This is a genomic window from Methanobrevibacter sp., assembly GCF_017432245.1.
GTDB lineage: Archaea > Methanobacteriota > Methanobacteria > Methanobacteriales > Methanobacteriaceae > Methanobrevibacter.
In genome coordinates this window covers 1-11858 of the sequence record NZ_JAFRJO010000065.1, presented here as the reverse complement: position 1 = coordinate 11858, position 11858 = coordinate 1, and the positions used below count along the sequence as shown (strand labels likewise).

The window sequence follows — 11858 nt, the reverse complement described above, 5'->3', positions numbered from 1 at the left end:
GATTCATTCAATAGACTTTTAAATTTTTCATTCTCATCACTATCAACCATATCTAATGAAATTACATTTTTCAAACTATCAATGTTTGATTGAATTGGAACTTTGTATTGATTCAATACCATGCCTGGCAAGTGACCTCGATTTTCACCAATCCATTGAATGAAAATATTTTTTGAATCTACAAATTTTTCATCATGAATCAAATTTTCAAATTTTTCAAGATACTCTTTTTCAAAAATGTCATCAAATGAGCCTTTTGAACTGTGAGATATATACTCAGTTACACTAATATTAATGTTTTCTTCGTAAGTTTCATTATATTGATTAGTCAATTCATAATTTAGATACTTAGCAATGCAACAATTAATTTTATTCTTAGTTTGTCTTAACATTTCATTTGATTCAACAAACTCTTCCTGAGATACTTTTTCAACTTCAATATTTTCATCTTGAGAAGACTTTTCATCATCTAACTTAACATACTTTCCAACTAAAAATTCAAAATTGCAATTTTTGCAAAATTGACTTCCATCTTCTCTTTGTGTTCCACACATTGGGCAATACTTAAAATTAGACATCATGTTTTCATCTCCTTAATTCAAGATCTGTTTTTAATGTATTCTGCTCTTTTTTCATGAGCCTCTTCTTCAGTTGGGAATAAACCTAAATGCTTGCCGTCAACTTCAGCACTCCACATGAACAATCCTTCCTCATAGAAAACACCTTCATACTTAGAGGATTTTTTCTGACTTAATGTTGACTCGGATTTTTTGGACTTGGAAACCTTAGCTCCATCGCTAACCTTAACCTTCTTTTTGGCCTTTTGAGATGAAACCTTATTTCCGCTTTCAACCTTAACCTTATTTTTTTCAGTATCTTTTTTAAATTCATTGGCATAATCCAATTTAGATTTTTTAGTAGACTTATCACTTTTTGCCATTTCCTTCTTTATGCTTGACTTTGAATCGATTGATTTGATTGGCTTGGAACTTTTTGTCTTTTTAGCATTCTCTTTAGCTTTAGCCCTTAGCTTATCCCTTTCCTCAAGGGTGATTGTCTTATAGCCGCCTTTGACCTTTACATCTACCAAATCGTTTTCCTTCAAGTAATCCTTTCTTGCCTTGATTGCCTCATTCTCACTTGAATGGTAAGATATTATCTGTCCCTTAACGCTTGCAGACCATAATTTCTGTATTTTGCTAAATGAGATTCCTCTTGCTTTGGAATATGCACCGCCTATCTTTCTAGGCATAGGAATTGAACTGATATAAATTTCCCTTGCTTCAAAAGCCTCTTTAGATGATTGGTACAATCCCAATTCCTTATCTCCATGTTCCGCTTTCCACATGAAAAGATTATCGTCATAGGAAATTCCCAAGCATTGGGAATATGGAACATCAGGTTGTCTGATTTTTATTTCCTGATTGTTTAATCCATAAACAAGATTTTCATCCTTTTCCTCTTTTGCCTTAGGGATGTACAATTCATTCAATATCTGTATGATTTCATTGTCTGGACTGGATTGCCTAAGTCTGATGAAATCCTTGCCATCATTGACTGCTGACTTGAGCCTAATCAAGAAGTCTGCATCCTGAGTTCTTCTGCTAAGCTTGTATTTAGGCCTTATGAAGTCCTTGTCACCTGAATAGTTTACATAAAACCAGACACAGATATTGAAGATGATCTTATGGGCTTCACTTGCAGCCTGAAGCTCACCGCTAATATCATTTGAAGGGCTTTTGGATAAAAGAGGATTGGTAGATTGGTTTAAGATTTCCTCATCATCATTTAATGAAAAATCATCCTTGATTTCATTAAAACCAGTTTTATAATCCCTTAAACCTCCATTCTGCACATAAGGTTTATTTGTTTGCTGTGATGGTCTGAATCCACCAGTTCCATCACTGTTTAATGTATTGTGATAAACATCATTTCTCAATCTTCTAAGCTTTGAAAAGTCATTCTTTATGTTATTAGGCAAGATATTTGCCTTATTCAACTTTTCAATCCTTTTATACTGGCTGGTTTCATCATCCTTGATTCCTTCATAAGCGAAAATTGCCTTAGTGATCTTTTCAGCTATTCTTCCAGCAATCAGAATAGCTTCAACTCCATCTCCTTCAATGAGATTCTTATCCATCCTGGCACAGTCTAGATAAATGTCTCTAAACTGATTTTCCAAGAAACTAAAACAAAATTCACTCATACAAACAACCTTTAAAAAATAAAAATAATTAATTTAAGATTTATTAAACAAAATTCTATCCATATATTCAAAATTATTTTAATGCCCTAAAATGTCCTTTAAGACATCTGATGCAGGATCCATACCTTGCGCACCAATCAACAATACAACATCGTCCTTGTCTGCAGTTTCCATAATGTATCCTAAAGCATCATACAGCTTTTCAAAATGATTGTATTTGATGTGCTTTTCATCCAATTTGGCAAAGAATATGTCCTTTTCAAAGTCTTCAACAAAATTCAAATGGTCAACCAAATCACCGCTTGAGGATAATGTTAGGTAAATCTTTCTTTTCTTAGCGCTTGGGTCCTTTTCAATCAAGTCATCATTTCTGTGGCGCAACTCTTTAATGACTTCTGCCAATGCCTCTGAATTGAGTCCATTCAAGGTCTCTCCACGGGAACCTCTGATTGCACAGGCAATATACAAGTCATTCTTATCCAATTGCTCTGCCAAGTCATAACTTGCCCTAACTGTGTTCTTTATTCCATCAGGGTTATGTGCAAAGTCATCAATGACTATAGGTTCGTCATAAAGTCTTGTAAACCTTCTGCTTAAAGGCCTATAGGTTTTAACTCCATCTACAATGTCTTCAATAGGAATCTCCAATGAAATGCAAGCAGAGATTGCAGAAAGGATATTTCGGATAAAATGCTCACCAGTGAATGGAAGCTCCTCAAAGCTTAAGATTGCCTCTCCATTATACATTATCTTCTTTTCATCTCTGTCAAAATAGACTTTCTTGTCAATGCTTTCATCATACTCTTCAATTAGATCTTTTTCCATTGAAGTGAAGTAAGCGTCAACGCCATCATTTAGGAAATGCTTCATGTTCAAGACATTCTCATCATCAAAATTAAGGACAATTCCACCTTTATTTGTAGCTTTAACTACACCGGAAGTCTCTTCAAAGACATCTTCAATTGAGTTTACAAGGCCAATATGGTCCATTGCAACATTGGTTACAACGCCAACATCAGGATTGATTGCTGAAGACATGATCAATGCATGGTTTTTCATCAAGTCTGTTCCCCAACCTTGCACTTCTGAAACTTCAATTACAAGGTAATCGAATACCTCCTTGTTTGGAATGTCGCATATGAAATTGAATATTCGTGGGTCAACTCCCTGATTTGCCAAAACCTCTTCTGAAATCAATTTTGCAACCATTGGGTCTATCAATGTATTGAATTCTGATTTAGCATCTGTATTAGTGAATACATTATATCCTGCATGTGACAGTATATGATAAATCATATGGGAGCTTGTGGATTTGCCGTTTGTTCCACTTATCACCACTCTTTTACAGTCAGGAACCAAATTGTCAATTGTCCATTTGATTGCAAATGCATTTGCAAATTCAATCCTATCAACTACAATCACTGGAAACTGGAGCTTTTCTGCCATTTCCAATGCATCTTCCTTAGGAGTCAAGGTGATTAGGCAAGCTACATTCTTTTCATTTGCTATTTCAACACCCTTGCCGTTGATCCAATGCCTTATTACAATATCTCCCTCTTGAGCTTCGTTCAATGTTTCAAAGATTCCAGTGAATCCATTTGAAGCCTTGTAGCTATTTGAACCATAAATCTTTCCTCCAATGGAATCTGCAAGCTGGTCGATAGAAAAAGTGTTTAAGGAAGATACGGAATCTGCTAATTCATTTAAAAAATATGTTTTTGACATTTCAATCCCTTAATGTGTTTATAAGAATAAAAATAATAGAATAAAAATAATTGATAATTTAATGATAAATATAATGATAAATTTTATGATAAATTTAATTTAAGTCTTTATTTAGTCAAATGTGAAATTATGAAAAGAGGAAAAGTTTTCCTAAAATTCCAATTGCACATACAAGTACAGTGAGTAACCAATAACTCAAAACAATCTTGATTTCAGAGATTCCCTTGTAATTCAAGGTATGGTGCAATGGCTCTACAGGCAATGTTATTATATGAGCCCTATGCATTAGGCTTATGATTGTTGATACGATTGGAACAGCTAATGCAAGCACTCCAAAGTAAGGCATGTCAGTTAGGAACACTGCTGCTGCATAACCAGTACCTAAGATGAATGATCCGGTGTCTCCCATGAATATTGAAGCAGGATACCTATTGAATACCAAGAATCCAAGACAGATTGCAGTCAATAGTCCAAATGGATAAAGTGCTGCAGGATTTCCAAACATGTATCCATAAATACAGCATGCAAATGATGCAATAGCTATTATCCCAGCAGCTAAACCATCCATACCATCAATAAGGTTCACTGCATTGATTGCACCTAATACACCTATGATTAAAACAGGATATGCCAAAAGGCCTAACTCAAATCCGCCGCAAGTAGCTACAGCACCTGTAAATGCCAAGAATAACCCAGGCAATAACTGTACAATGATTTTTACTCCTTCACTTGGCTCGTATTTGATTGGAATTTCAGCAACAATCTCAAGTTTGCCTTCATCAACCAAAGCGCCTACTTGCTCTTTTGCCTTATCTGTTGTGATTCTTGCCTCTTCACCAACTCCTAAGTCAAGGAGACCTATAGGAACAACAGAATCGCTGATATTCTTAACTACCTTTTGATATTCCTTTACTCTGAGACCTAATAGGTCATCAAGCAATCCCATTACTCCACCGGTAAGCATGATAAATGAAATGATCAAAATATTTGTGTTTTTATAATATAATGAAAGAATAAGCAAAATAGCAAATAAGAAAGCTATTCCTCCCATTGTAGGGGTTCCTGCCTTATGTCTATGTTCACTTACTATAGGATTGTCAGATAGGTCTGCATCCCTTAATGTTTTCCTTACAAACCAGGTGAAAATCACTGTTGCAAAGAAGGTTATTAAAAACATCATTATTATATTTGTCAAATCCATTTTCATCACACTAAATTCTTAAAAAATATTAAAAAATTCATACTATAATATAATATTTTATAGTTAACCTAATATTTATATTTTTATTTATATATAAGAAAATGATATTACAATGATATTATCATTTCAAAGTGAAAATGTCAAAAAACACCATAAAAAATGTATTTGAAAGAAAAAAAGATTTAAGAAAAGAATTTGAAAATATGAAAATTATTAAAAAAAGAATCTGAATAAAAAATAAAAATACAATCAATTGAAAAATAAGAAAATCAAAAAGAATTAAATGGAATAATCATTGCCAGTTAATTCCTTAGCTATTTCAAAGGTTTCTTCACGGGTGTTTCCTCTAATTGTTACCCTTTGGTATCCTTTAGGCCCATGAACAATGAAATTACCATTTATGTATTCCTTTACAGGTTCCTGAGGAGCTGGCCCTTCATAATCACCAATTGGAATCTCTAAAGTATAATAACTCTTCATTTCCTTTTCAAGCTCTTTTACATCGAATTTTCCTACTGCAATGTCTACAAGCAAGTTCAATGGATTCAAGTCAGTGCAGGCAAATGAAAGGTATCTTGTACCGCTTGGACGGGTGTTTATCTCAATTGCATAAACTTTGTTTTCCTCTTTAGAGTAAATCAAGTCCATATCGATTGTCCCTTCAGATTCAAGGTTAGTTGCAATGTGCTTTGCTATTTTTCTAAACTCCTCATTATCCATATTTTCAAAGTCACAAGGACCATATCTGAGTCTTTTGATTGGATGAATTCCTTCCAAATTGGTTTCCCCTTTGTAAACCGGCACCAAAGGCAAGTATTCACCGTTCCATCCAATGACTTCAATGGAAACTTCAGACCCTTCAATGAACTTTTCTATCAAAGCGGTTTCAAAATTCTCAAAGTAATCCAAAACGTCACTAAATTCATTTGTTATGCAAATGTCCTTACCTCCTTGGCCTTCACCTTGCTTTAGGACAATAGGGAAATCAAATCCTAACTTTTCTATAAATTCCTCTTCAGTGTCAAAGTCATTTCCATTCAAGACATTTGCAGGAGGAACATTGAGATTGATTGATTTAAAGAATTCCTTGGTTTTTATCTTATCGGATGCAATGGATACAGCATTCACATTGGAGGAAATTACTGGAATATTATGCTCTTTCTCTATTTCCTCCTTCATTATAGCTACACTCATCAATGGAGGGTCAATTCCTAAAAGGGGAACGATTGCATCAACTTCCTCTTCAATAGCTATTTCCATTGGCTTATCCATTCCTCTTGGAACTATATAGTATTTTGTAGGCAAATCCAAATTAGGAGCTTCCTCGTTTGATTCGGTTATTATGCTTTCCACTCCCAATTCATCAACATGATAAGCCACATCATCGTATAATCTTGATCCAATAAACAACACTTTCATAAAATCACATTAGAATTCCTTAATCTATTAATATATTTAAAATCGTATTAAATAAAATTTACTAAAAAAGAAAAGATTTTTAATAGAATTCATTTAAAAAAGAAAGAGAAAGAGAGGATTTTCAATAAATTTAACCTTAAATTGCTAAAATCTTTTCAAAGAGCAATTTGACAAGCATGTCTGATGACTCTTTAACATTATCAGACAATTCAAATGACAAGTCCATTATTTCAGGTTCAATTCCAATAAAAAGGATATTGTACTCTTTTTCCAATTGCAAATATTTAATCAGATATGCTAATGACATTGAGTGTGTTGAAATGCTGATATCGGCTATATTGTCCTTATTCACTATGTTTATCTCACCTGCTTGCATTTTCATCAAACTTGCATCAATCAGTATGATATGAGATGGGTCAATTTTCTTGATAAGTCCTGTAAAGTTTTCAGGAACAGATCCCCCATTGATTAGAAATGTTTTATTCAACCTTTCAATCAATGACTCATTTACATCAACATTAAGTTCGTTTATGTACGAATCAAGACCCTCAACTAGAGGTGTATTTCCAGTGTTAATATCAATTACATTATCAAAAAACTCAAATTCATTATCTTGAGTTTCAAGTTCATTTTTATTGATTTTTTGATTTATATCATTTAGATTTACATTATTCAAGATATAATCTTTTAAAATAGACAATTGATTGATTATATATGGCCCTAAACCATCATCTCCACGAATATCATTTCCTATACCTAAAATAAGAAGACTATCACAGTTTTCTAAAAACAAATCAATATCCGAACTTATTTTATCAAAATTATTTAACATTTTATCACTGGAAAATACATTTGAAAACTTGAAAATTTTTACACTTGAAATGCAACTAAAAAAGTATGCATTCAACATAATTCCTATCTATTGAACATCTTATAGATTAATTGAAAAATATTGAATATTCACTTAATCTTTATGAATAATTTCTAAAATTTCAGTCCTGATGGTTTCCACTCCACCACCCATGACATATTCCAATCTTAATCTAAGGGTATCACCGCATCTCACTTCCGTCTCTTCAATTGGAACGAGCATTGCAGGGTTTAGCATTGGAGTAGGCCCACAGATAATATTATCATTCATTTTGGTAAAGCTTGTTACTTTGATACCATTAATCTTTAATTTATCCTCTTCAATATTAAAATTTTCTTTAAAATTGAATTTTTCATACCTTTCCTCATTTAAATTCACTTCAAAGCCAATATCATCTAATTCTTCATTACCATAAATTTTCAATTCTATTTCTGCAGAGAAGTTGCAATCGATATCATTCATGAAGTCAAATTCACTATACACAACAGATTCGCCTAAAGAAACATAAACTGGACTGTATTCGTCATCTTCATACTGAATGAAGTGATTGTTCATGAATACTGCCTCAACTGAATTGATCATTCCTTTTGGAATGATTTCCCCATTTTCATTTAGGAATTTCCTTGCACGATTCAATACAGGAACTTCCTCCTCATCTATCAATGCGGTATCCAACATTTCACAAATAATCAGGTCAGCTTTTTCATTTAATTTACTGAAATCAAAGCCCAATATATCATCATTGAATACCTGTATCTTATCGAATTCTTTAAGGTTCTCTTTAGCTAATTGATAGGTTGAATTATTTAATTCAATAGCTATAATCCTATCCATATATTCACTTGCAAAATAGCTTAAAACTCCAGAACCGCATCCCAAGTCAAATGCCACTTTAGAATTTGAACCATTGGAATTTGCATCATTTCTGATTGCATAGTCCTCAATGGCTTCCTTGAAAGCGCTAAGCCTTTCATAATCTCTTAAAAGCTTAAAATGATAGGAATTTACTTTAAATTTCATAATAACACTTAATCAATAAAGATTTTGAAAAAAAGATAAAAATGACTAATAAAGCCATAAATATTAAAAATTTAATTAAAAATTCATTAAAATTAATGAACTTTAATTAAAAAAATTAGAAAAAGTTAATGTTTAATGACTGTGGTCATGATCATGGTCGTGGTCATGGTCTAAAGACTCGCCGTTTGCTGTAGAGGTGAGTTTTACATGCTCTACACCTTTAAGTCTCATCATCCTTTCAGTCAATTCTCTGATTTGTGTAACTTCACCATTTACAACAATGACTTCCATACAGTACTTATGGGTCATGTGAATGTGCATGCTCGCATTGATTTCATTTCTATAGTCATGCTGGATGTCTGCTAAGCTTTCCATAACGCCAGTGAAATGATGATCATAGATAATGGTGATGACACCTACCCTTTGACCTTCCATTTCATTCATCCATTGATATCTTAAAATGTAATCGCTTAAAGCATCACGAATACCTTTTGAACGTGATTGATAACCTCTGTCTTTTAAAACTTCATCAAACTCAGCCAAAAGCTTTTTTGGCAAAGACATACTTATTCTCATCATAATTAAACACCTAAAACTACAATACAAATATTTAATAATAATTCATTATTTATTACTAATATAATAAAAAACACAACATTATTATTAACTAATTAATATTTTATTACTTTCTATAATATAAATATTACTAAAATTATTACAGATTTTCATAAAAATAATAAAATATGTTTAAGTGATGATTGGATACATCTAATTTTTGGATATTGAATACTTAACGAATTCAATGAAAAATATTATATTAAACTTAAAATAAATGATTGATTATGACTAAAAAGATTATTAACGATATTTGCATAAATTATGAACTTGAAGGGGAAGGAAAAACCATTGTTTTTGTTCATGGATTATCCGATAGCCTAGAGTATTGGAAAGTCTTAAGTGAGAATCTAAATAATGATTATCAGACATTGATTTATGACTTGAGAGGACATGGAGAATCCTCTGATGATGATAAAAACACTACCATTGACTTGTATCAAGAGGATTTATATCAATTGCTGAAAGCATTAAATATTGAAAATGCTGTTTTTGTAGGGCTTTCATTAGGTGGAAATGTCATATTGGACTTAGCTGTAAATCATCCTGAAATGGTCAATGGACTTATCGTGATGTCAAGCTTTCCGGAACATGACGATAAATTGAAAAGGATCTTTGATGACTTTGATAATGCAATTGATAAAGGATTCGTTGAATTCTTTGACACAATCTTGCCTTACACATTAACTGAAGATTTGCTTGAAGAGCATAAGGAACTTCTCGAAAGCGTTAAGCATGAAGCTGCAAAAACTGCAAATCTTGAAGGAATAAAAAAAGGAATTGATGCAGGTTATGGATTTAATCTTACAGATAAGTTAAATGAAATAAATGCTCCTACACTCGTTATAGCTGGAGAAGAGGACAATTTAACCAGTTTGAATATTCAAAGAAAAATAAGCGATAACATCAAAGATTCAGAATTGATTGTACTCGAAAAGACAAAACACAATATTCTAATTGGCAGAAATATTGAAAAAGTGTTGAATATCATTAATGATTTTATGTCAAAAATAGATTAAAATAAATAAAAGTAGGAAAATTGAATAAAAAAAGATTGAGAGATTATGAGATTATAAAATCTTATAATAATCTCCATTTTTCCTATAAACCGCCTTAATAAGCCCCTTATTTTCTAAGGACAATAGGATATGATACATTCTGAAGTCTGATAATTTCAAATCACCATATAAAAGATTTCCTTCAATTTCATATCTTGAAACAAATCCTTTTTCATCTGCCAAAGACTTGATAATTTCAAAGGATGCCTTTTCCTTTTGGTTCAATTCAGCATTTATTACATCTTCTTTTGAATCTACAGTGTTTATTGTTGCATCAACATCCTTCAATTGAACTGTAGAGCCATTATAGAACACCAAACCCTTAGACTTCAAGCTTTTCAAAAGATCATTGAGGTCATGTTCATACATGCCTAAATCATCTTTAAGGAGAGAAACATCTATCTTTTCTTCCGGATATGATTTAATTTGATTTAAAATTTCTTCTTCTGCTTTGGTAATTGTAATCATAAGTAAAACCCTATTTTTAAAAAATATTCTTTTTCTTGATTTAATTATATTATGTTAAACATTATAAATAAACTTATAGACAGCACTTGAAAAGTAAAAGTTTTAAAAAAAATAGAAATTGTCCATTATGTAAAAAAAAGTATTGAAATATGGGATAAAATAAAAAAGAGTAAAAAAAGGTAAAAAAGAGTAAAAAAAGGTAAAAAAGAGTAAAAAAAGGTAAAAAAAGGTAAAAAAGAGTAAAAAAGAGTAAGAAAGAGTAAAAAAAGGTAAAAAAGGTAAAAAATGAATAAATCAATTATTCATCTTTTAATCTGTTGATTGCATCTTTTGCACCATATTGCACAAAAGAGCTTTCATCATTCAATAATTCTTCGAGTTTTGGAAGAGCTTCCTTAGCATCAAGTGCACCTAAAATCCAGCAAGCTGCACCTCTGACTCTCCATTTAGGATTATCCAATTCTGCAAGGACAGGTTCAATAGCTTCATCACCCATAGTGGTTAAAGCTGTGGAAGCTTCTCTTCTTACCAATTTGTTTCTGTCTCCTAAAGTCTTTACAAGTGCAGGAATAGCTCTTTTATCACCAATAGCTGCTAAGATTTGAGCTGCTCCAATTTTAATGTCTTTGTTTCTTTCATCTAAAGCTGCAATAAGAGGTTCTACTGCTTCTTCACCTTTAAGTTCAAGCATGCCTATTGCTTCTTCTCTTACAAAATCATCAGAATCCTTTAAATCTAATATAAGATCATCAATAGATTTTTCCATATTATTACCATCCTAAAATAATTATAAAAATTTAATTTAATCCACCAAATGTCAAATCAATGAATTGCCTTAATTTTATTATAGAGTTAAATGTACTTAATTATTATTCTTATTCTGACCCCAATATAACAAAAATTTTAAAATTTTTGCAATTGTCAAAATAATATAATATATAATTTTAATATATGCGAACTAATATTTAAAATTATGTTTTTTGAGAAATGCGAAAGTGCCATAAAACCGTGAAAGCATGTACATGTATCCATAAATAAACAGGATTTTTGTTAAAAACAGTTGATTTGCTACAAGAATTGGAGCATATTTTTGCCTTTTTCGGTAAGCCTGTACATTTTTGGAACATGGTACTCTGGATTGATGACATAGACCAGTTCATGCTCGCGAAGATCCTTCAGTTTTTTGCTTACATTGTTTGGGTGAATACCTGTTTTATTAGAAATCTGTATTGGTCTTAAATAGTCCTCGCCTTCAAATGACTTCAGCACTATTTC

At 31.9% G+C, this 11858-nt stretch carries 12 protein-coding genes; 1 reads left to right on the top strand and 11 read right to left on the bottom strand.

What is annotated here, in order from left to right; all coding sequences use genetic code 11:
• The 8 genes from IJI80_RS05575 to nikR form a co-directional block, all read right to left on the bottom strand.
• The coding region (locus tag IJI80_RS05575) for a zinc ribbon domain-containing protein (protein ID WP_292788355.1) at window positions 1-581 on the bottom strand (581 nt) is incomplete at its 3' end.
• Window positions 582-598: 17 nt separating this feature from the next.
• The gene (locus IJI80_RS05570; protein WP_292788354.1) at window positions 599-2206 is read right to left on the bottom strand and encodes a hypothetical protein; all 1608 of its coding nucleotides are present in this window, start codon (window positions 2204-2206) and stop codon (window positions 599-601) included.
• A 78-nt stretch (window positions 2207-2284) separates the two neighbouring features.
• Complete coding sequence (locus IJI80_RS05565) at window positions 2285-3931, bottom strand: Mur ligase family protein (protein ID WP_292788352.1); 1647 nt, start codon at window positions 3929-3931, stop codon at window positions 2285-2287.
• 127 nt (window positions 3932-4058) lie between these two features.
• Window positions 4059-5132: a phospho-N-acetylmuramoyl-pentapeptide-transferase gene (locus IJI80_RS05560; protein ID WP_292788350.1), complete on the bottom strand. Its 1074-nt coding sequence runs from the start codon at window positions 5130-5132 to the stop codon at window positions 4059-4061.
• Between the two features lie 279 nt (window positions 5133-5411).
• Complete coding sequence (locus IJI80_RS05555; protein WP_292788348.1) at window positions 5412-6551, bottom strand: ATP-grasp domain-containing protein; 1140 nt, start codon at window positions 6549-6551, stop codon at window positions 5412-5414.
• A gap of 136 nt (window positions 6552-6687) precedes the next feature.
• Window positions 6688-7383, bottom strand: coding sequence for a hydrogenase maturation protease (locus IJI80_RS05550; protein ID WP_292788346.1), 696 nt, complete (start codon window positions 7381-7383; stop codon window positions 6688-6690).
• Window positions 7384-7515: 132 nt separating this feature from the next.
• Window positions 7516-8442 (bottom strand): methyltransferase domain-containing protein, encoded by a 927-nt coding sequence (locus tag IJI80_RS05545; protein ID WP_292788344.1) that lies wholly within the window; start codon window positions 8440-8442, stop codon window positions 7516-7518.
• A gap of 132 nt (window positions 8443-8574) precedes the next feature.
• Window positions 8575-9021, bottom strand: coding sequence for a nickel-responsive transcriptional regulator NikR (gene nikR, locus IJI80_RS05540; protein WP_292788342.1), 447 nt, complete (start codon window positions 9019-9021; stop codon window positions 8575-8577).
• 263 nt (window positions 9022-9284) lie between these two features.
• On the opposite strand from nikR, the gene IJI80_RS05535 reads away from it, so the two are divergent.
• Entirely contained in the window at window positions 9285-10076 is a 792-nt protein-coding gene (locus tag IJI80_RS05535; RefSeq protein WP_292788340.1) for an alpha/beta hydrolase, read from the top strand.
• Window positions 10077-10127: 51 nt separating this feature from the next.
• Here IJI80_RS05535 and IJI80_RS05530 read toward each other — a convergent pair whose 3' ends face one another.
• The 3 genes from IJI80_RS05530 to IJI80_RS05520 all read right to left on the bottom strand — a co-directional run bounded on the left by IJI80_RS05530 (window position 10128) and on the right by IJI80_RS05520 (window position 11852).
• The gene (locus IJI80_RS05530; RefSeq protein WP_292788339.1) at window positions 10128-10583 is read right to left on the bottom strand and encodes a hypothetical protein; all 456 of its coding nucleotides are present in this window, start codon (window positions 10581-10583) and stop codon (window positions 10128-10130) included.
• Between the two features lie 298 nt (window positions 10584-10881).
• Window positions 10882-11349 (bottom strand): HEAT repeat domain-containing protein, encoded by a 468-nt coding sequence (locus IJI80_RS05525; RefSeq protein ID WP_292788337.1) that lies wholly within the window; start codon window positions 11347-11349, stop codon window positions 10882-10884.
• Between the two features lie 302 nt (window positions 11350-11651).
• Window positions 11652-11852: a transcriptional regulator gene (locus IJI80_RS05520; RefSeq protein WP_292788335.1), complete on the bottom strand. Its 201-nt coding sequence runs from the start codon at window positions 11850-11852 to the stop codon at window positions 11652-11654.
• Between the last annotated feature and the right edge of the window lie 6 nt (window positions 11853-11858).

Coding starts and splice junctions, on each gene's coding strand:
- IJI80_RS05570 (WP_292788354.1), bottom strand. CDS start 2,206: ATGAGTGAATTTTGTTTTAGTTTCTTGGAAAATCAGTTTAGAGACATT.
- IJI80_RS05565 (WP_292788352.1), bottom strand. CDS start 3,931: ATGTCAAAAACATATTTTTTAAATGAATTAGCAGATTCCGTATCTTCC.
- IJI80_RS05560 (WP_292788350.1), bottom strand. CDS start 5,132: ATGGATTTGACAAATATAATAATGATGTTTTTAATAACCTTCTTTGCA.
- IJI80_RS05555 (WP_292788348.1), bottom strand. CDS start 6,551: ATGAAAGTGTTGTTTATTGGATCAAGATTATACGATGATGTGGCTTAT.
- IJI80_RS05550 (WP_292788346.1), bottom strand. CDS start 7,383: ATGTTAAATAATTTTGATAAAATAAGTTCGGATATTGATTTGTTTTTA.
- IJI80_RS05545 (WP_292788344.1), bottom strand. CDS start 8,442: ATGAAATTTAAAGTAAATTCCTATCATTTTAAGCTTTTAAGAGATTAT.
- nikR (WP_292788342.1), bottom strand. CDS start 9,021: ATGATGAGAATAAGTATGTCTTTGCCAAAAAAGCTTTTGGCTGAGTTT.
- IJI80_RS05535 (WP_292788340.1), top strand. CDS start 9,285: ATGACTAAAAAGATTATTAACGATATTTGCATAAATTATGAACTTGAA.
- IJI80_RS05530 (WP_292788339.1), bottom strand. CDS start 10,583: ATGATTACAATTACCAAAGCAGAAGAAGAAATTTTAAATCAAATTAAA.
- IJI80_RS05525 (WP_292788337.1), bottom strand. CDS start 11,349: ATGGAAAAATCTATTGATGATCTTATATTAGATTTAAAGGATTCTGAT.